18 protein-coding genes are annotated in these 21418 nt (G+C 40.2%); 9 read left to right on the forward strand and 9 right to left on the reverse strand.

Annotation, left to right across the window (positions count from 1 at the left end; genetic code table 11):
• Positions 1–25: 25 nt before the first annotated feature.
• The 6 genes from FDK13_RS01855 to FDK13_RS01880 form a co-directional block, all read right to left on the reverse strand.
• Complete coding sequence (locus tag FDK13_RS01855; RefSeq protein WP_137338270.1) at positions 26–544, reverse strand: DUF6702 family protein; 519 nt, start codon at positions 542–544, stop codon at positions 26–28.
• Positions 545–595: 51 nt separating this feature from the next.
• The gene (gene rseP / locus FDK13_RS01860; protein WP_229215867.1) at positions 596–1927 is read right to left on the reverse strand and encodes an RIP metalloprotease RseP; all 1332 of its coding nucleotides are present in this window, start codon (positions 1925–1927) and stop codon (positions 596–598) included.
• Positions 1928–2122: 195 nt separating this feature from the next.
• Positions 2123–3937 (reverse strand): MutS family DNA mismatch repair protein, encoded by a 1815-nt coding sequence (locus FDK13_RS01865; RefSeq protein WP_137338271.1) that lies wholly within the window; start codon positions 3935–3937, stop codon positions 2123–2125.
• On the reverse strand, positions 3937–5754 hold the full coding sequence (locus FDK13_RS01870; protein ID WP_137338272.1) for an ABC transporter ATP-binding protein: 1818 nt from the start codon (positions 5752–5754) through the stop codon (positions 3937–3939). The genes FDK13_RS01865 and FDK13_RS01870 overlap by 1 nt, the downstream gene beginning before the upstream one ends.
• Positions 5755–5957: 203 nt before the next feature.
• Positions 5958–6233 carry a nucleotidyltransferase domain-containing protein gene (locus FDK13_RS01875; RefSeq protein WP_137338653.1) on the reverse strand — a complete coding sequence of 92 codons (276 nt, stop codon included), beginning with the start codon at positions 6231–6233 and terminating at the stop codon, positions 5958–5960.
• Positions 6190–6528 (reverse strand): HI0074 family nucleotidyltransferase substrate-binding subunit, encoded by a 339-nt coding sequence (locus FDK13_RS01880; protein ID WP_310589946.1) that lies wholly within the window; start codon positions 6526–6528, stop codon positions 6190–6192. The genes FDK13_RS01875 and FDK13_RS01880 overlap by 44 nt, the downstream gene beginning before the upstream one ends.
• A 219-nt stretch (positions 6529–6747) precedes the next feature.
• Here FDK13_RS01880 and FDK13_RS01885 point away from each other — a divergent pair, with 219 nt between their 5' ends.
• The 5 genes from FDK13_RS01885 to FDK13_RS01905 all read left to right on the forward strand — a co-directional run bounded on the left by FDK13_RS01885 (position 6748) and on the right by FDK13_RS01905 (position 11024).
• On the forward strand, positions 6748–7317 hold the full coding sequence (locus FDK13_RS01885) for an RNA polymerase sigma factor (protein WP_137338274.1): 570 nt from the start codon (positions 6748–6750) through the stop codon (positions 7315–7317).
• Positions 7298–8914 (forward strand): porin family protein, encoded by a 1617-nt coding sequence (locus FDK13_RS01890; protein ID WP_137338275.1) that lies wholly within the window; start codon positions 7298–7300, stop codon positions 8912–8914. Before FDK13_RS01885 ends, FDK13_RS01890 begins: the two co-directional genes overlap by 20 nt.
• A 90-nt stretch (positions 8915–9004) precedes the next feature.
• Complete coding sequence (locus FDK13_RS01895) at positions 9005–9532, forward strand: QcrA and Rieske domain-containing protein (RefSeq protein WP_137338276.1); 528 nt, start codon at positions 9005–9007, stop codon at positions 9530–9532.
• Positions 9533–9542: 10 nt separating this feature from the next.
• Positions 9543–10439 carry a DUF5777 family beta-barrel protein gene (locus FDK13_RS01900; protein ID WP_137338277.1) on the forward strand — a complete coding sequence of 299 codons (897 nt, stop codon included), beginning with the start codon at positions 9543–9545 and terminating at the stop codon, positions 10437–10439.
• Positions 10440–10457: 18 nt separating this feature from the next.
• On the forward strand, positions 10458–11024 hold the full coding sequence (locus FDK13_RS01905; RefSeq protein ID WP_229215868.1) for a YceI family protein: 567 nt from the start codon (positions 10458–10460) through the stop codon (positions 11022–11024).
• A 28-nt stretch (positions 11025–11052) separates the two neighbouring features.
• On the opposite strand, the gene lacZ is transcribed toward FDK13_RS01905, so the two are convergent.
• Positions 11053–14478: a beta-galactosidase, LacZ type gene (gene lacZ / locus FDK13_RS01910; protein WP_137338278.1), complete on the reverse strand. Its 3426-nt coding sequence runs from the start codon at positions 14476–14478 to the stop codon at positions 11053–11055.
• A gap of 183 nt (positions 14479–14661) precedes the next feature.
• Between lacZ and FDK13_RS01915 the strand changes: the two genes are divergently transcribed.
• Positions 14662–15441: a type III pantothenate kinase gene (locus FDK13_RS01915; RefSeq protein ID WP_137338279.1), complete on the forward strand. Its 780-nt coding sequence runs from the start codon at positions 14662–14664 to the stop codon at positions 15439–15441.
• Here the strand turns inward: FDK13_RS01915 and FDK13_RS01920 are convergent.
• On the reverse strand, positions 15431–15838 hold the full coding sequence (locus FDK13_RS01920; RefSeq protein WP_137338280.1) for a gamma-glutamylcyclotransferase family protein: 408 nt from the start codon (positions 15836–15838) through the stop codon (positions 15431–15433). The genes FDK13_RS01915 and FDK13_RS01920 overlap by 11 nt on opposite strands.
• Before the next feature lie 151 nt (positions 15839–15989).
• Between FDK13_RS01920 and FDK13_RS01925 the strand changes: the two genes are divergently transcribed.
• The 3 genes from FDK13_RS01925 (at position 15990) to FDK13_RS01935 (ending at position 20579) form a co-directional block, all read left to right on the forward strand.
• Positions 15990–17465 carry a TonB-dependent receptor gene (locus tag FDK13_RS01925; protein WP_137338281.1) on the forward strand — a complete coding sequence of 492 codons (1476 nt, stop codon included), beginning with the start codon at positions 15990–15992 and terminating at the stop codon, positions 17463–17465.
• A gap of 7 nt (positions 17466–17472) precedes the next feature.
• On the forward strand, positions 17473–18957 hold the full coding sequence (locus FDK13_RS01930; RefSeq protein WP_137338282.1) for an outer membrane protein assembly factor BamB family protein: 1485 nt from the start codon (positions 17473–17475) through the stop codon (positions 18955–18957).
• A gap of 311 nt (positions 18958–19268) precedes the next feature.
• A complete protein-coding gene (locus FDK13_RS01935) occupies positions 19269–20579 on the forward strand; it encodes a Gfo/Idh/MocA family protein (RefSeq protein ID WP_137338283.1) in 1311 nt (436 codons plus the stop codon).
• A gap of 86 nt (positions 20580–20665) precedes the next feature.
• Here the strand turns inward: FDK13_RS01935 and FDK13_RS01940 are convergent, their stop codons facing one another.
• Complete coding sequence (locus tag FDK13_RS01940) at positions 20666–21259, reverse strand: Uma2 family endonuclease (RefSeq protein ID WP_137338284.1); 594 nt, start codon at positions 21257–21259, stop codon at positions 20666–20668.
• Positions 21260–21418: the final 159 nt, after the last annotated feature.

Consider the following 21418-nt stretch of genomic DNA (forward strand, 5'->3'; position numbering starts at 1 on the left):
GGCAAATTATGAATAATCACCTTTTTTAAAGCGTTTGTACAGATTGTCCTTTTTTGTATAAAAAAGTTTTCGGCCCGGAAGGAAGTTTGAGATTCATCATATTGACTTGATCGTCAAACGTTTCCATCAAAATGCTATTTTGGAGTTTCCAGCCTTCCGGATTTTCGGAAAATGGAATTTCAAGATAGATCCAGGTTGCATCGGCTTCTTCTTCTTTACCTACATACTGGATTTCTGCTTTTTTCTGTGCGTTGGTTAAGGTAAAATGTTTGCGGACGTAACGCTCTACAAACGGATTATTCTGATCATTATTCTTAATGGTGAAAATACGTTTGTTATTATCTTCCGAAAGTCCTTTTTCCAAATCATCCGTAAAAATGCGAATACTTGTTTCAAAGGATTTTGCAGGCTTGTCATACTTCATTTGCGTTACGCTTACATGGTATTGATGTTTGGGCGCAAAGGAGCTTGACAGCCAGAAAATAATGAGCAGAAAAGTGAGACGGGTGATCTTCAATGCAAACTTGTAAGAAGATGAGGACAATTTATAACATTGACCGGCTTACCAAATAAGCCGGTCAATGGACAATATTTTTTAGAAAACAGCTTTCCATACGTCGTTGAAAATGGCGAAGGCCATTAGTCCAAGTAACAATACCATACCTACTTTCTGAGCATTTTCAAGGAAAACATCAGAAGGCTTGCGGCCTGAAATAATTTCATAAGAAAGAATAACGGCATGACCACCATCCAAAGCCGGAATTGGCAGAGCATTCATGAATGCCAAAACCATTGAAAGCAAGCCCGTCAGGTGCCAGAAACGGTTCCAGTCCCAAACCCCGCCAAACATTCGGGCAATTCCAATAGGGCCGCTCAATGCTTTTGAAGCGGAAACTTCCCCACGGAAAATTTTGCCAAAACCTTTAATGTTATTGAAAACAACATTGAAAGCATTTTTAGTACCTTCTTTCACCGCTTCTCCAACAGTAAACTTAATTGTTGTAAATGCCAAAAGACTTTCCGGATACAAACCAATGGTTCCGTCAGCAGAAACTTTAACGTTAATATCCTGTTGTTGTCCTGCGCGGTCAATTACGATCTTCGCTTCCTGTCCTTTAAGTTTTGGAAGTGTTTCCTGCAATTCATTATAATAGCGAATAGGCGCGCCGTTGATCGAAACAATTTTATCACCCGCTTTGATACCTGCTTTTGCAGCTGGCATACCAGGAACCAGTTCTCTGATTTTAAAAGGCATCGCAGGACTGATGAAACTCATCTTGTCATCACGATCTGCATCTGATAATTTTTCGATAAAGTTGTTTGGGATATCAATATCCATTTCTTTACCATCACGGAGAACTGTGTAAGTACTGTTGCTTGCCAAAAACACGTCAAGACTAACAATATCATTAAAACAAGTATATGATTTTCCGTTCGCTTTGATGATTTTATCACCTGTACGCAAACCTATTTGCTTGCCTAAATCACCTGCGACAATACCATATTTATTAACCTCTGCGTTCGATAAAATCTTTTCTCCATCAATATAAGCAAGGACGATAAAGATAAAAACACCAACAATAACGTTCACAATAATACCGCCAAGCATTACGATAAGTCGTTGCCAGGCTGGTTTTGAGCGGAATTCCCATGGCTGAGGATCTTTGTTCATCGCCTCGGTATCCATGGATTCATCAATCATACCCGATATTTTCACAAATCCACCCAGTGGAATTGCACCGATTCCATATTCAGTTTCTCCTTTTTGTATACTCCAGATTTTCGGAGGAAAACCGATGAAGTATTTTTCCACACGCATACCAAACGTCTTAGCGGCAAACATATGCCCCCATTCATGCAATCCAACCAAAATAGACAAACCCAGTATGAGTTGTCCAGCCATAATCAGGTACTCTAAGTATTCCATTCAGATCTTTGAAATTATTGAAAATTGATAATGGAAATTGAAAATAGAAACTCTTTCGCGAGGCGAGGATGATTCTTTATTTTCAAAGATTAAACTTTTATTTTTCTTGCTAATACAAATAAACGTAAACTCGTACAGTAAAGTTACTCAAAAGGAGTAATTTCATTCAAAAACCTTTTATGAACGGTAGTCCGATTATGATTTATGCATGTCAATATCAATTCCCATCATGCGCATCAATTCGGATGCGTTGAAAGATTTGCAGATTCCATCATGCAATTGATAGTCAAATTTAAGCTGTCCGTCTTCTACATCCGAACGGAAATGGAAGTTTCGGACATAGGTTTCAGTGGCTCCCCATTCACCTAATTCCAGATCGTGGGTTGAAACCAGTCCTGCTGAACTTTTTGCGTGCAACTGGCGGATTAATGCTTCGGCGCCTTTATGCCTGTCTGCCGAATTTGTTCCTTTTAATATTTCATCCAGAAGATAAAAAACCGGAGATTCATTCTTTTCATCAGCCAATTCTAAAAGCTGACGCAAACGTTTCAGTTCAGCATAAAAAGAAGATGTACTTTCCTCCAGAGAATCCTGCGTGCGCATACTGCTGAAAACCCGGAGAGGCGAGCAGGCAAATTTGTCCGAAGAAACTACCGCTCCCATCTGTGCCAGAACAAGATTTAGCCCGATAGTACGTAAAAACGTACTTTTTCCTGACATATTGGAACCCGTCACAAGGATGGTTTGTCCCAATCCATTCATGCCAAAATTATTACTTACCCGTTTTTCTTTCGGTATGAGCGGATGCCCCATTTGGATTGTTTCAATATAAACACCTTTTTCCCAGGTTACCTGTGGAACGGTTGAATCAGGATAGGCAAAGGCGTTTCCGGCCAAACTGTTCATTGCTTCCGTATCTGCCAGTACATCAAGCCAATGATGCAAATGCTCTTTGTTAGCTTTTTTCCAGTTTTCCAAACCAGCCAGACAATGCAAATCCCACATGGTAGTTATGCCGACGAAAATGGCGAAAAACGGATGATTTCTATAATCAAGTCGTTCAAATAAAACGCCTGCTTTTCTAAGCGAATGAGCAGATCCACGGATTAAAGTCTGGCGTTGTTTCCACCAGCGTGACCGGAAAGGTGCGGCATCGGCGATATCTAATAGATCCGAATAAGCTGAAAGAGTAAAACCAAGCGCAGTAGTGCGGTTTACAATATTTTGCAAAGTTTCCTGGTAACGTCTGAGAATGACCAGATGCCATAGAAGGCTTATAGCCAGTAACCAGCCGGGAATTAAACCTGCAAATACGAGTCCGCCAACCAGTAAAGTTACCATTGGCCAAAACCGCCAGCGTAGTGAAGATTGTAACGAATCCGGCAAAGTTTCTGCGGACCAGTCTCGGAAAGCTCCTACTTGTTGCGCCGCATGTTCGTGCAAAAGGGCAGTTGCTTCCCAGGTTTGTCTGAATTCCGGATCATTTTTGAATTCTTCCACCGCTTCCTGTCTCATCAGAATTTCTTCTAACGAAGCATGATGTTTCAGCCAGTTTGCCAGTCTCCGGCTGCCTTCTGAAGTTCTTGTACGGTTTAGTAAACGGTATAAAGAATATTCGCCGAAAATATCCAGATCGGTGGCAAATGAGTGATTTTTTTCCTGAAAGTGAATGCCAGTATCTTTTCTTAGAAACTTAAAAGAAAGACGCTGGATTTCGTCCTCATTGATGGTCTGGATATTTCTCTGGAAATTACGTTTCGTTTTGGCAGTCTGCTGAAGGCGCATCAATATTAAAAATAATACAAATGCAATCGCAGTGCCAATTCCCCAGCTCGCTTGATCGAAGTGATTCCAAAGCCACGCAGTCCCGAAAATGCTCAGAAAGGCTGCAATTCTTCCAATTGAAAGCATATTGAACCGATCCTGTGCAATGGATTCTGCTAATTTTGCCTTCTGAAATTCAGCTTCAAAAAAAGTGTGTGGGTTGGTAATTTCCTTTTGATTATCCATTAATGGCTCTCTGCGGTTTCAAACTGTAATTTAATCAGACTTGCATACAAGCCGTTGTCTAGTAATGATAATTCCTGATGAGAACCGGATTCTGCGATCTGGCCTTCACGGATTACATAAATAGAATCTACTTTCCGGATTGTTGCTAACCTGTGGGCAATCACGATCGTTGTGCGGTTTTTCATCAATTCATCCAATGCAATCTGAACCAGTTTCTCTGATTCTGCATCCAGCGAACTTGTTGCTTCGTCCAGGATCAGGATTTTTGGATCTTTCAAAATGGCACGTGCAATAGCAATCCGCTGACGTTGGCCGCCTGATAATTTTATTCCGCGTTCACCAACAATGGTTTCAAATTTTTCAGGGAAAGTATCAATGAATTCAGTAGCATATGCTTTTTTCGCGGCATCAAAAATTTCAGCAGCAGTTGCCGATGGCCGGCCGTAAGCTATATTTTCATAAATAGTACCACCAAAAAGTATCACTTCCTGAGGAACGATAGCAATATTTTTACGCAATTCTGAAATGCCGTAATCAGAAACCGATTTTCCGTCAATAAGGATTTCGCCTGATTGATGGTTGTAGAACCGCATCAGTAATTGAATTATTGTAGATTTTCCGGCACCGCTATACCCAACCAGCGCAATTTTTTCTCCGGCATTTACATGGAATGATATTCCTTTCAACACCGGAAGATCTGCTCTTGACGGATATGCAAAATGTACATCGTTATACTGAATCTCTCCGCGAACATGGCTTTCAGGCTCTTTTGCTGATTCTTCAACCGATACTTCGGAGGTTTCCCTAAGAAGCTCAAATATCCTTTCAGACGCACCGACCGTTTTGTTGATCTGTGCATATAAATCGCCCATACCGCCAATGGAAGCGCCGATGAATGTAGTATACAAAATAAAAGTGAACAAGTCCGAAAGGCTCATATCGCCCGATTGAACTAAACCGGCTCCAAACCAGATCACACCGACAATACCGCCAAAAATGGCAAAAATGATAAAGGAAACAAATCCGCCACGGAAAGTCGCTGCGTGAAGTGCGAGTTTTACCACACGCCCCAAAGCAGTTTCGTAACGGTTTACTTCAAGGTGTTCGTTTGTAAAGGCTTTTACAACATTAACGGATTGCAAAGTTTCTTCAACAATTACGTTGGCAGCTGCCAGTTCGTCCTGTGCTTTTTTTGATAATCGACGAATATATCTTCCAAAAAAAGCGGCAGCAATAACCAGGATCGGGAAAGTCCCCATCATGAAAAGCGTCAGCTTCCAGGACGTGTATGAAATAATAGCAATACCAACGATTAACGTAGCTACCTGGCGGAAGAATTCTGCGATTGTAAAGGACAAAACACCTTCCAGTTGCGAAACGTCGGACGTAACGCGGCTGGTTAGCTCTCCAACCCGGCGTTGTTCCAGAAATCCAAGAGGCAAAGTAATGATTTTACTATACGTATCCCGGCGTAAATCGGCCATCGCCCTTTCACTTACTCTCGTGAAGAGAAATATTCTTAAAAACGAAAATATGGATTGAAAAACGAGGACGACAATCAGAAATCCCGTAATCTGGTTGATCGTATATTGTGACTTTCCTTCAATCACTTCCACAATACTCCCAACCAATTTTGGAAAAGCAAGAGAGGTAAAGGTTGAAAGTGTCAGAAATACCATCCCGACTATGAAAACCCACTTATATGGAAGTATGTAACGAAAAAGGGCAAACGTTTTTTTGAGTCCTTCCCAACTGATTTTTTTTACCGCAAACGGAGAGGCAGAATCTCCTTCATCACTATTTTTTCTTTTGGCCATTACAAAAAGCTATTCGACTTGCGTTACTTAAATGATGTTGAAACAGAAATGAAGTCTATCGGAGCTACCGAAAATTATTTCAAAGCGCTGATAACCATAATACTATATTCAGAATGGCAAAAGTACGGAATAATTGATAATTAAGTGACAAGAATAAGAAGTCTGACAATTGAGATTTGACATTGTTTGGAAAAAAATTACTTTCAGATTTTCTTACTGAAAAATAGTTTACCGACCCGGTTCATGTGGTGGAGCAATTCCGGGCTGTTTATTTGATGATAAATAGATAGGTCAAAAGTATAAGGCAGTAACAGATCGTCGAGCTGTTCATCCACTTTTCCCAAAATGAATAAAGTGAGTTGTTTGCCTTTCAATGTTAAATCGATATCAGAACTATTTTTGTAATTTCCTTTTGCTCCATAAAGAATAACTTCTTCAATTTCCGGAAAACTGGCTAAAACGGATTGGATGCGCTGAATTACGACTGTTAATCATATCCATCCAGTTTTCGCCATCAGCTATAATTCCCTTTTTAAAAGCTTCACGAGTTGCGCTTCCGGATCCCATTATCGTGGTATTTCCTTCCAATTCAAAAAAATCCTTCATTACATTCCACGCCAATTCATGTGTATATTCAAATCTCTGGATCAATCCTTCTTTTTCTAACTCAGACAAGCCATTTTTTTCTAAATCTAAAACTACGGTTTCAAGTTTGAGGAATGCTTTATTGAAATTTTGAAATCGTTGGATCCACCGAATATCGTGCTCGATAATTTAAAATCAGATACTTAGCACTTTTTATTTCATTTACATTTGCTTAAAATTAATGAAAGTTTTGTGATAAGTTGGAAGGCAGATCCTTCAACATTTTAGAAGTGGTTCAACAGACATTATTTATTGTAAAAAACACGGAATTAAAAAATAATTAAAAAAAAATTTCAAGCTGCGCAACCGTTTTGTTTTTCAGCTCGTAATCATTAAAAAGAGAAAGACATGCCCGAGTATAACTCCGCCGTTCTTCATGAACTACTCGACGGCTGTTTGAAAAAGAACCGCCGTAGTCAGGAGCTGTTGTATAAACAGTTTTATGGCTATGCCATGAGCATTTGTTTACGCTACACACGGAGCAGGGAAGAGGCCAAAGAGATATTGAATGATGGGTTTTTGAAGATTTTTACAAAGCTGGATAGTTTTGACCAAAGTCGTTCTTTTAAAAATTGGCTGAGCAGGGTAATGATTAACACCGCACTGGATCATTACAGGCACGAAATCCGTCACGAAGTTTTAGATGATGTGGAAGCTGCGGATCAGGTATTTGTAGACGAAACGGTAATTACTAAAATGGCACATGAGGAAATCATCGGTTTAATACAGGAACTGACACCAGCATACAGGCTGGTATTTAGTTTGGCTGTAATAGACGGGTACACACACGAAGAAATTGCCGAACAATTGAATATTTCTGTTGGCGCGTCAAAGTCAAATTTGTCGCGGGCCCGGGAAAAATTAAGAATTATGCTATCCAAGATTAATATAGACAATTATGAAAGAGTTCCCAGATGACGAACTGGACAAGCTCTTCAGAAAGTCTGCGGAAGAGCTTGATTCGAATTTTGATCCTCAGGATTGGAATGCGTTAAGAAAAAGGTTAGACGAAAATGATGGAAGGACTGCTGCTGCCTGGTTTAAAAAATGGTGGCCGGTTGGTTTGTTAGCACTTTTGATGTTAGGTGGATTGACAACGTATTTGTTGACAGGTAAGGAAAACGATACAGAGAAAAGCATTGTCAATAAAGAAAGTCTGTTGCCAACACAAAGGTCTGTAACAGGAAGAGATGACAAACAAATAGCTGAGAAAGTTGGCACTGAAATTCCGGAAAAAAAACCGGAAGAAACGAAAAATGGCCGGGAAAAATCTGAAAGTAATATTGTTGAATCAAAATCAGATAAGGGCTTAGCTATTAACGGAGAAAAGTCAAAGAAAGCTATTCACAGTTCAGAAAAGGATTATGAGGTGAAATCAGGAGTCAATTCTAAGGCTGTTGAGGAAAGTAAGCTGGCACAACCTGAACAAGAAACAACGGAATTATTGATAAAAAATAAAAACAATATTTCTAAATCAACAAATCCGAAGATACTGCCCCGGCGCTGGTCTAAGACAGGCGGAGTGTACTTAGAGCCAAACCATTCTATTGGGAGAAGGGGCGACGGGGCATTTTTATCTAAAAACAATGATAACCAAAAGGTTGATGATTTTGTAAAATCTGATGTAGCAAAAGTCAAACCGGATAAGACGAATTTGGTAATTTCAAATCTGACAGGTGATGACAATTCAGGAAATGGTAAAAATTATGTTCCGATTGTTGATAAGATGGACAAGACAGTTGATGAGATTGATCTTAATAATGAAATTGCAAGACTTAATATTTCTGCCAGTAAATTAAAATCCAGATCGCTGATTTGGAAAAAACCGAATTCATTGCCGGAGGTAGAAGTTAAGGAAGCAGAGGTACAACCAGTTTCTGAGCAGCCGGTTAAAGAAACGAGTGAAAAAGAACTGATACCGAAATTTGCTGTACGTTTTGGCTATTCTCCGGATATAAGTTCGGTTGGTTTGAAGAATTTTTCAAAGCCCGGAACGGCTGTTTCATTATTAATTGAATACTCTATTTTCCAAAAACTATATATTCAAACGGGTGTAATCAGGAGTTCGAAAGTTTATAATGCAAAAGCAGGCGAATACGAATGGCCTGATAGCTGGAAGGATCAGAAAGTCTTACCAACAAGTGTTGATGGGGTGTGCAAGATTATTGAAATACCCTTAAATGTACGTTATGACATTTCACAAAATGCACGTTCAAGGTGGTTTGCAGGAGCGGGAACTTCCTCATACTATATGCAAAATGAAAAATATGAATACAATTATCCCCCCAAGACATACGGCAAAAAGTGGGAATACTTCGAAGTGTCAACCGGTTGGTATTTGTTTAGCCATATCAATGCTTCGGCGGGATATGAATATCGTTTTTCGAAAAAATTATCACTTTTAGCAGAACCTTACGTGCGTATTCCGGTCAAGAAAGTCGGCTATGGAAAGGTAGATTTATTTACCACCGGCGTATGGTTTTCAATACGATACACCCCTACATTTAAAAAATAACAAGATCTGTCAAGATCATTTTCCAGTTCCCGTAAAATCGGGAAACAGGAAAAGTATGTCTGAATTTTCACCAACCTACTTAATATCATCATGAACACAACAAAAAAAGAAACAATGAAGAGAGGAGAGTTTTTAAGAAGTTTGAGCCTTGGAACTTCAACGTTAATGGCCTTTTACTGCATGGGAACGATGACATCTTGCAGCACTGGAGATATGGATCCTTTAACGACTACGACACCCACTACTCCTGACACGGGCACAGGAAATACTTCGGGCTTGACCGGAAATACTACAACCTCAGCGGGGGCAATCAGTTTTACAGTAGATCTTACCAATGCTACATATTCCAAATTGAAAACCGCTGGTTCTTACATGATTATCGGGGACTTGATTGTAGCACTTTCCACAACAAATACTTATGCAGCACTTTCCAAAGTTTGTACGCATGAGGGAACAACGGTACAATATAGAAGTTCGGAAAATGATATTTATTGCGCTAATCATGGCTCCGAATTTAAGTTAACAGGTGCCGTAGACAAGGGCCCGGCAGTAGCAGCACTAAAAGCTTATAAGGCTGTTCTTTCAACAGATGGTAACACTTTAACAGTAACAGCATAATCCCGAAATCATGAAAGCACTCCGCCTCGCAATCATTTTACTTTTCCCGGTTACAATTCTTCACGCCCAAAACGATTTACTTGGAGAACTGAACAAACTGGATAGCAACACAACCGTTCCGGTAGAAGCTACCTTTAAATCTACAAGAATCATAAACGGCCATTCTGTGGAAACGGTTAAGAAAAACCATATGGATTTTCGTATTTCCCACCGTTTTGGCCGGTTGAATTCCGGGTCTTATCAATTATACGGATTAGATCAGGCTACATTAAGATTAGGGTTTGAGTACGGAGTTACCGACGATCTGATGATCGGTGTGGGAAGAAGTACGGAACAAAAAGCGTTTGACTTTTTTGCTAAGTATCGATTGTTGAAACAAACTTCCGGGGCAAAAGTAGTTCCGGTTTCTATCACACTTTTTGCCAGCAGCGCGATAAGAACTTTGCGTCCGCTTACAGATGAGGAATTGAAACGCAGTTTCCAGAATAAATTAACCTATGTATATCAGGCGCTGATCGCACGGAAATTCAGCGAAAAACTTTCTTTACAAATTACTCCAACCTATCTATATCGAAACCTGCCTGAGCTAACGGGAGAGGAGCGGGGGCTTTTCTCTCTTGGTTTAGGTGGCCGTTTGAAAATCAGTAAGCGTGTTTCGATCAATGCAGAATATTTCTGGACGGCGAGAAATAACGGTTCTCTTCCTTACCATGATTCCATGGCCTTGGGTGTTGATATTGAAACAGGAGGTCACGTTTTTCAGCTTCATTTTACCAATTCACTGGGGATGATCGAAAAACAATTTATCGGAGAAACCACCGGAAGCTGGGGTAAAGGAGATATTCACTATGGTTTCAATATTTCAAGAACGTTCAGTTTTGACAAGAAAAGTAAGAGGAAAGGTTAATCACTAAACACGAGATTTATGAAACGACATATAGTCCTGAGCGTAATCTTTTTGATGACGATTTTGGGAGTAGGGGGCAAAACTTTTGCCCAGGGTGGCATGTTTGCAACCGCGGCTGGAAATACGAGTTTCTCGTCGGTAACGCCGATGGAAAATATCTTTGCGGAAAACAAGAAAACGCAGGTTTTGTTAAATACCACAACCGGTGAAATTGCCATCAGGATGACGATGCGTGACTTTGTTTTTCCAAACAAATTAATGCAGGAGCATTTCAATGAAAACTACATCGAGTCAGCGAAATTTCCGACAGGTACATTCAGCGGGAAACTGGACCAGACTATTGATTTTACGAAAGATGGCTCCTATGATGCATCGGCTACGGGGAATTTTACGATTCACGGTGTAGCAAAGACAAGAACCCTTAGGGGAAAGCTGAAAGTTGAGGGTAGTAAAATTACGATTAGCTCAGATTTTGAAGTGGCTTTGACAGATCACAAAATTGAAGTGCCGCAAATTGTTTTTGTCAAAATCGCGCAGTCTATAAAAGTAAAATCTGAATACATCCTTTCCCCCTATAAAAAGTAAAAAAGGCTGTATTCAGATCAGATAAAGTCTATCTTCTTCTTTTCTTTTTGGAAGATGATTTCTTTTTCGAGTTTGATTTTTTTCTGGAAACCGACTTTTTACGAGTCGGTTTCTTTTTGCGTGATACTTTTTTCTTTGAATATTTAGAAGAATATTTTCTGGTTGTCGGTTTTACAACTTCCTCTTCTGCATCATCACCGGCAACTTCTTCGGTATCAGAGTTCGCAGTAACTCCGGGAATTGGTTTTGGAGCGATGGCAGGTAATTTTGTGTGAACAATTTGTTCAACATTGGAAGCCTTGTCAATACCTTTTAGCCGGAAAGAATAAGAATACGGGTTGGCTGGTAATCTGTATTTATCATGAACTCTTGGTGACCAGCTATCATCTCCGCCAAGTCCCATTTGCGCCAGATCAAGATTGACAACCGTAATATTTCCTCTTACGAAATCCGAAGCTCTTTCCTTGGCTGCCAGTAATTCTTTGTCGGTATAATCGTGTACATTGACGTTAAAAACAGAATCACTGATCGCTAGTAAACCAAGTCCACCTTCATTCGTTACACTTGCCCAGCGAACATCCGTTTTATTTCCATTTTCTTGCGGACTGATATATGGAAAATGCTGCTCAGCCACAGTTCCGGAATATAATCCGATTCTGCCGCTTGTTTTGCGATCCGCATACGTTTCGTAAGGGCCGTTTCCGTACCATTCAAACTTGTCAAAAGCAGACGGCATTTGAAGCTGCATACCCACTTTCGCAAGTGAAGGCCACTCTCCACTTGGCGTGAAAGTGTTTTTTACTTCAATATCTCCGGATGCATAAATCGTATAAATGGAACTGACAATCATAGCACCCGCTTTGCTGCGCAGACTTTTCATCATGGTTACTTTATACACATGCGGATTCAGTTTTTCAACTCTTAAATCTGAACCCGTTAGCCGCAAAGAATCCAGGTTAGCATTTCTCCAGCTGGTTGCAAAACTTTGTTTTCCTCCACCTTCGTCATTATCCGTCGGTACGCGCCAGAAATTTGCAAATGGGCCGGATTCCAGTAATTCTTCTTTTTTATACATAAAAGAAGACATCCGTGCATTTTTCTTGTTGAAACTTACCGAGAAATTCTGGCCGCTTATTGTGATACCTTTTCCACGTGTTAGCGACAAACGTAATGCCGGACTGCGCGTGTAAGCAAGGTCTTTTTCTTCGTCAGCAGTAACTGCTACGGGAACCTGATACCAGGCAACTTCATGTCCGGCTGAGGCCCATAAACTGGCTCGTTTTGTACGGATACTAAGATTTAGGAAATATTCATAGCCCGGTTTTGGGGTTGAAGGTATCTGGTAAGGAATGGTAAGCTGCTGTGATTGTTTTGAAAGTGCAGTCAAATTTGAAATTGTTCCTTCGCCAATTGATTTTCCATTTTCCTGTACCGACCAGACTAGTTCAAATCCGCTTAATGAGATAAAATCGTAAGTATTTTTAATCGTAATCTGATGCTGACCGGCACGAAGTGTATCCGGAATTTCAAATTTTATATTCTGATAAACTTTTTTGACTTCGTTAATTTCCGGCTGAGGAACGCGATCTGGGTTAACCAGTCCGTCACCCGCATTTGCACCATCAATGTAATTGAAATAATCCCAGTAAGGTTTGCCATCTGCTCTTTTCAGGCTCAGTCCCTGATCAACCCAATCCCAGATAAAACCGCCCTGCATGGTTGGATATTTTTCGATTACATCCCAGTAATCTTTAAAATTACCAATGCTGTTTCCCATTCCGTGCGCGTACTCACAGACGATCAACGGCCTGTTTTTATCTTTTTTAACCAGTTCGATCATATCGCTGACCGAAGGATACATTACTGAAATAATATCAAAACTGCTAAGTGTCGTCGGTTTGTAATTACTTCTTCCTTCGTAATGAACCGGACGTGTAGGATCAGATAAATGAATATAATCAGCCATCGCTGTGAAATTAGCACCCATCCCGGATTCATTTCCTAATGACCATATGATGATAGAGGGATGATTTTTATCTCGTTCCAACATCGCAGTCCCGCGGGCTAAAAAAGCTGCTTTCCACTGCGGTTTATCAGCCAGAATAATATTCCTGCCCCACAATTCGTGACTTTCAATGTTGGCTTCATCCATGACATACAAGCCATATTCATCACACAGATCATACCATTCGGGTACGTTTGGATAATGAGAAGTGCGAACTGAATTGATATTATTCTGCTTCATCAAAACAATATCCTTAATCATGGTTTCGCGGCTGATAACACGTCCCGTTTCAGAATCAAATTCATGCCGGTTAACACCTTTGATCATGATCGGTTTTCCGTTAACCATCAATTGTCCACCTGAAATTTTAATCTCACGGAAACCGACCCGCTGGCTTACTGCCTCAATTGTTTTTCCGTTTGAGTTTAAAATCTGGACTGTCAGCGTGTAAAGATTCGGCGCTTCGGCGCTCCATTTATCAGGATTGGTTACCGGCAGATCGATGCGGATTGGTAATTCTCCTGAGGGTTCAATCGTAGCGATCTGCCGACTTACCGGAGAAATGACCACCGATTTATTTGCGTCATAAAGAGTGTAAACCAACTGATTTCCGGCTGCTGATTTCTTTGAGAAATTCTTTACAAATGTGCTGATTTTTAAAGTGGCATTTTGATAACCAGCATCAAGATCCGTGCGAACCGAAAAATCATTTATGTGCAAATCCGGAATTGTTATCAGATTAACATCCCTGAAAATCCCCGACAAACGCCAAAAATCCTGATCTTCCAGATAACTTCCATCGGACCAGTTTACAACTTCTACGGCCAAATGGTTGATTCCTGTTTTTATATCTTCCGTCACATTAAATTCAAAAGGCGTCATCCCGTCCTCATGGTAGCCTATCGCTTCTCCATTCAGCCAAACATAACAAGCCGATTGAACACCTCCGAATTGAAGAAAAAATGTCTTTCCTTTATCTGCGTCAGTTACGTTGAATGTAGTTCTGTAAAGTCCGGTCGCGTTGGTATCCGCATCAATTCCGGGAGGATTTGCTTTGAAAGGATGTTTTATATTGGTAAAAACAGGCTTGTCATAAGCCCGTCCTTCTTTAGCTCCGGCAACCTGCCAGTTGGATGGTACGATTAGATCATCCCAGCCTGATGTAGAAACATTGGGTTGAAAAAAGTTTGAAGGTACTTTAGATGGATGCGAAACCCATTTAAATTTCCAGGGTCCATTTAACGATTTTACAAAAGGTGATTTTTTATCAAGTTTGAGCGCACTTCTTTCGTCAGCATAAGGCACAAAATCAGCACGGTTTTTTTCAGTATTAACACTGATCACTTCCGGATCTTTCCATTCCGGGATTTTTTGTGCTTTAAGCGTTAATGTGGTAAAAAGAAGAAAAGTATTGAGGACTAAAAACCGGCAGCTATTCAAATAATACATGTTTTTTACTAAATCGGAGTGAATTTTACCAATTACAAAAGTAACCAGAGGATACGGGGTGGGCTATTTGTAAAAGTATTAAAAGTAGGTTTAAACAAAAAGAAACTGTGCTTAAAAACGCCTGCGATTGTAGTTTTATTTCGATTATGCTTTTATTTGTTCTCTTAATATAAAAAACTGATTATGCTGTTAGCTGTCGATGTTGGTAATACGGATACTGTTTTTGGGCTCTACGAGGCTGGCGTATGGGAACATATCTGGCGGGTAAATTCACTGGCTCAGGAAAGTGAATCACATTATGCATCAAAGCTCATGCTTCACTTTTTGGAAGCAGGTATTTCATTTATTGAAGTTAAAACGGTGGTACTTAGCAGTGTTGTGCCAGCGCTTACGCCGGTTATTCAAAAAATGCTGAGGTCACTTTTTGGAGATGAGACCATTGTTGTCGGCCCCAATACTTTTCCCGGACTAACAATTGCGATCGATCATCCTCATGAACTGGGCGCGGATCTGATCGCTAATGCGGTTGCGGTTATCACACGTTACAAACAAAATTGCGTTGTCGTTGATTTTGGCACCGCGCTAACCTTTACCACTGTTTCCAGGAATGGTGAAATTTTAGGTGTCGCTATTTTGCCGGGATTGGTGACTGCTGTGAAAGCATTGTTTGCCAATACAGCGCAACTTCCGGAAGTTCCACTAAAATTACCTGTATCTGCTATTGGAAAAAATACAGTACAATCGATTCAGGCAGGCATTTTACTTGGTTATGAAGGTTTGGTAAAATCGCTGATCACGAGAATTCGCGAAGAAATGGGAGGAGATTGTATTGCTGTCGCAACAGGAGGTTTGTCATCAATCATTGAAACGCTTCGGGATGAGTTTGTCGAAATTGACAGAAAATTAACGTTGGATGGATTAAGGATTATTGGGGAAAAAGTTGGGGGCAAGGTTAAAAATTAGCGTGTCTGAAATCACCGCTTTTAATTATTTCAATATTAGTAATGTCTTGATTATAAATGTAAGTCCAGCAATCAATCAAAACCCCGTTATTCATTAAAACCGGAATAATCTTTCGCATATACAGGCTTTTTTCTTCATCCTCAAAAACGTCTTCGTATTCATCAAGTTCGGGAAATAATATTTCCGGAACCATTATTTTATAAACCTCGCCATAAATTCTGTTTTGATTTTCTGTATCATAAACAGCACCCGGATACCAGTCAATTTTATATAGCGTTCCGGGGAATGATCCTTTGCCTTCAAATGTTGATAACGTATGCAGGCGCTGTGCAAAAGGATTAGAAAATCCCTGCATCAAAGTTCCGTAAGTGAACAAAAAAACGGCGTCAGAAGTCATAGAAATAAAATAGATTTAATTCATTCTGTTAATAATAATAATTATTAGAATTTTTCGGTTCTAATATAGAATCTGTTATTCTTATTAACTATTCGGAATGGGATTTTTCTTATATTTACATGTAAAGCTCTTCATCTAACCCAGAATTGATATGTACGAAAAGAATCTTGGTACTAAACAAAAGGCGTTAAGAATTAATCTCGATCGTCGGATTTATGGCTCATTTGCTGAAATCGGCGCAGGGCAGGAGACAGCAGCATTCTTTTTTAAATCGGGCGGCGCATCAGGAACGGTTGCCAAAACGATGTCGGCCTACGACATGACTTTCAGTGACGCAATTTATGGAACAGAGGAAGGCGGGCGTTATGTCGTGGAATCAAGGTTGATGAAGATGTTGAACCGGGAATACAATCTGGTTGAAAAACGTCTTCAGGAAAAACGCGGCGCAGAAAGCCAGTTTTTTGCTTTTGCCAATACGGTTGTTGCTTTAAATTTTCAAAAGACGAATGAGTCCCATGGCTGGATAGGCCTGCAATTTCAGTTAACACCACTTGGGCCTTCCAATTACGTCGTGATCCACGTGCGGATGCGGGATGACGAAAATCTTCTTCAGCAACAGGCGTTGGGGATTATCGGTGTCAATTTAATGTATGGCTGCTTTTTTTATCATAAATCGCCTGAAACATTATTGTTATCCCTAATGGATGACCTTACACCGGACCGTATTGAAATTGATATGGTTCGTTTTAGCGGACCAGACTTTGTAAATGTGGATAACCGTTTGATGAGTCTTCGTCTGGTGAAAAACGGTTTTACAGATGCGGCGCTTTTCGGTTCGGATGGCGGTGTTTTGCAGCCTTCCGAAGCCTTATATAAAAAGCATATTTTGATGATGCGTGGCCGTTTGCGGCCGATCACAAATGTTCATATTGACTTGATTAGTAACGGCCAAAAGCAATTTTTGGCAGAGCCGGATGTGGATGAATCAAAAGTCGTGCTGGTTTCCGAGCTTACTTTGCATAATCTGAAAGGTTCTGACAAAGATATTGACGAAAAGGATTTCCTTGACCGTGTAGATATTTTATGTTCGTTAGGTCATATGGTAATGATCTCGAATCACCATGAATATTTCCGTCTGGTAGCATATCTTTCAAGATTATCAAAACTGAAAGCAGGCTTACTTTTGGGTAGTCCGAGTTTGCAGGATATTTTTGAAGAAAAACATTATGAATTTCTTCCGGGAGGAATTCTTGAATCTTTTGCCACGCTTTTCAGCCGTAAGGTGAAACTGTTTATTTATCCGACTTTACAGCCGGATGGATCCGTTTATAGTTGTGCCAATTTTGTAGTAGACGAGCATTTGCGTCCTTTGTTTCAATATCTTATCATCAATAACAAGATTGAAGATATTATTAATTATAACAAAGAACACATGCATATTACAACGGATAGTGTGCTTGAAAAAATTAAAAGAGGAGAGCCGGGGTGGGAGAAACTGGTACCTGAAAATGTTGCCAATATTATCAAAGAAAAATCACTTTTCGGTCTTCCAAGTGAAGAGAGCAATACAAATACGGTAAAGTCGATTCACCAGGTAGTAGGTAATTTATCAGAGACTAACAGCTGATTTTTTCATGTCATCAAGACAAAGTATTCCATTTTCAGGAGTGCTGTTGCTTGTTTCGTGGGCTTTTCCACCTCAAGTGAATGCACAGGAGTCCTGGTCAAAAACCTTACCGAAGGTTTCTACTTTTTCATCTCCAAGGGTTACAGATCTCAATCGTGACGGAGTAAAAGATGTTATACTTGGCGTGGGCAGGTTGGAATTCATGGCTTGTGATTCTGCAATTATCGCCCTGGACGGTAAAACAGGGGAATTGCTATGGAAAAATCCGGCCAAAGATCAGATTTTTGGTTCTGCACTTTTAAAAGATCTTAACAAAGACGGCGTTGAAGATGTTATCATCGGTGGCCGGGTAGGAGAGTTGCAGGCGATTAATGGAAATACTGGTGCTGTAATCTGGAAATTTGATAAAAATACGCCTTCTCCAAAAAGTAAAAAGTGGTATAATTTCTATAATCCACAGCTGATTCCGGATCAGGATGGAGACGGGATGGAAGATCTCCTGATTTCAAATGGAGGTGACGTTACCGTAAAACCATATGACCCGAAACGTCCTCCGGGAAAACTGGTAGTAATAAGTTCAGCTACCGGAAAGCTTATTGCCGAGGCGATGATGCCGGATGGAAAAGAAACGTATATGTCCGTTTCAGTTTCAAAACATTTTGCAGATGATGATTACAGAGTAATATTTGGAACCGGTGGAGAAACGATCGGAGGGAATCTTTTCGTAGGATCTTTAAAAGATATTTTGGCCGGGAACTTATCATCAGCGGTCAAAATTGCAACCAGTGCGGATAAAGGATTTATTGCCCCGGCTGTATGGGTTGATATTAACGAAGATGGCGTTGCTGACATCGTAGCTAATGCCGTTGATGGCCGGGTGTTAGCTTTTGATGGCAAAACACTCGCACCGCTCTGGGGAGTGAAGATTCCTAATTCAGAAGCGTATACTTCAATTGCTGTGGGTGATTTTACGCCTGACAAAATTCCTGATTTTTTTGTTTCCGTAGCCAGAGGAAAGTGGCCAAAACTGGAAACTACGGAGCAGTATATGATCAACGGAAAAAGCGGTGAGGTCGCATTCCGGGATTCACTCGGGAAATATCAGACGAGTACTCCTGTTGTGGTGGATATTGACGCCGATGATGAAGAGGAAGTCATCATGAGCATTAATTATGAGACAAGAGATCAGTTTGGGCGAAAGGAATTCCTGAATACGCTGGCTGTTATCGGTTTCAAAACCAATGAAGTTGTCGAGTTATTGAATGGACTTCCGGGACAAAATCTTTCGTCCACTCCCTGGATAGGTGATATTGATAATGATAATATGCTTGATATTGTTTTTTGCAGTAGTACCAATAAAAACCGAACGTATTCATTCGACGGTATGCAGGTCAGTTTGATCAAAACAAGTATTAAAATTACAAAACCAATTCGCTGGGGCGCTTACATGGGCACATACTACGACGGAATTTTTCATTCGGATGGAAAATAATTTCCATTTTCGAATTTGCGTATTCTTCCTTACTTATCTTTTGAATTTAGTCTAAGCCGCATAACCGGCAAAAATTATCCAGCCTTATTTTCAACAAACATTGTGCGATTTATTTCCCAAATAAGCGCTTGTATAAATGGTACATTTCGTTCTGCTTATAGTATTATAGTTTAAAATAATTGTATTTTTTGCAAGTAACTATTCGGGGTTATTTTCTTATAACTGCGTCTAATGAGTTACTTGTCAGGATAATAATATAAAAGAAACGTTATTCATTTTTCCATTGAACGAAATTCCTAAATCTCCATCTAATGAATAAAGAAAACGAAGTTTCCCGTCGTGAATTTATTAAAAATACGGCGGGCGTGGCCGTGGCACTTTCCATTCCATCCATCATTCCAGCCAGTGCTTTCGGTGCAAACGACCGCGTGCGTGTGGCAGTAATTGGTGTGAATGGGCGCGGACAAGATCATATCAAAGGATTTTCAAACCTTCCCAATGTTGAGCTGGTGACGATTTGTGATCCTGATAATAATATTCTGCAAACCCGTGCGAAACAATATGCTGAAAAGTATAACGGTAAGAAACTGAAAACGGAAAATGATCTTCGTAAAGTGTATGAAGATAAATCGATTGATGCTGTAAGTATAGCAACACCCAATCACTGGCATTCGCTGGCTGCGATTTGGGCTTGTCAGGCTGGAAAGGATGTGTATGTTGAGAAACCGGGCTCTCACAACCTTCATGAAGGCCGGAAGTTGGTTGAAGCTGCGCATAAGTACAAACGAGTGGTGCAGCATGGTGTGCAGCTTAGAAGCTCGGTGGCTTTGCAGGAAGCTGTCAAGCATATGCGGGAAGGATTGATTGGAAATGTTTATATGGCCCGTGGACTTGTTTATAAATGGAGGCCGGATATTGGGGACAAAGGTGTTTCAGCGGTGCCGGAAGGTTTAAATTATGATCTGTGGACAGGTCCGGCGGAAATGAAACCCTTCTCAAAAAACTACGTGCATTACGATTGGCACTGGCACTGGAATTATGGAAACGGCGATATCGGAAATCAGGGAATTCATGAAACCGACATGTGTATGTGGGGACTTGGTGTTGACAGTTTTCCGGAAAAAATAACTTCATCAGGTGGAAAATTCCTTTGGAATGACGCAAAAGAAACACCGGAATTACTGACTTCTTCTTTCGTTTATCCAAAGGAAAAGAAAATCATAGAATTTGAAGTACGTCCCTGGATGACCAATGAAGAAGGTGGGGTAGGAATTGGAAACATTTTTTATGGAAGCGAAGGTTATCTGGTTGTAAAAGGATATGACTATTACGAAACTTTCCTCGGTAAAGAGAAAAAGCCCGGTCCGACACGTAAAGAAGGTGGAGATCATTACAAAAACTTTATTGATGCTGTAATCGCAAGAGATCCTAAAATGGTAAACGCGCCGGTGGAAACTGCCCATTTGGCATCGGGATTAGCTCATTTAGGAAACATTGCTTACAGAACAGGCAGAGCATTAACCTTCGATCCAAAAACTGAAAAATTCGTTGGAGATAACGATGCAAATACGTATCTGACAAGAAAATACAGGGCGCCTTATACGGTTCCTGAGATTGTTTAGAAAGAATTTTTGAATATGTGTTTATAACAGAACAGCCCGGAAAAATTTGTCCGGGCTGTTTTTTATCAATTGAAAATGGAGCTTCTCTACTCAAAAATCTCTTCTAAATTAATTTCCAGATCGGGGAAAATACTGGATTTAAGCGTGGTAGTCACAGGTTTCAGTCCAACGTACCTCCCGCTCTCGTTCAAAACGTATATGTAAACTGCATTTTCAGAAGGTTCAACGAGCCAATATTCTCTTACGCCGGTTTCCTCGTACAAATCGAATTTTTCATTCATTTCTTTCTTAGAGTTGCCCGGAGAAAGTATTTCAATAATCAGATCCGGAGCACCCAGACAGCCCTTTTCATCCAATTTATTTTCATCACAAATCACACAAAGATCTGGCTGAACAACTGTGAAAATTTTACCATCACTTGCCAACGAATCTTTTCTGGGAAGCCTTACGTCAAACGGAGCATAAAAAATCTGACAGTAATGATTCTTAAAAAACTGGCCCATTTCTAAATGCAACCTACCCGATATCTTTTGATGACGCAAAGAAGGCGCAGGTGACATTGTAAAAATCTTACCTTTGATCAGTTCAAGACGTTCTTCGATTCGCCATAGCAAATAATCTGCATAGGTATAAGTCCCATTCAGATCCAATTGATTAATATCCGTTACGATCGTTGACATAGTATGTAAGTTAGTAAGGTAAAGCTACTTAAATTTAAGATAAACCTCAAAAGCAGAAAAGGTGCCCGGTCAAAACCAAACACCTCTTCAAAATATTATATCAAATAAAACTCTCCGCACTCAGCGAAAAAACTCCAATAACTCTGCGTTTAAAGCGTA

Source organism: Dyadobacter frigoris (assembly GCF_005280585.1).
GTDB lineage: Bacteria > Bacteroidota > Bacteroidia > Cytophagales > Spirosomataceae > Dyadobacter > Dyadobacter frigoris.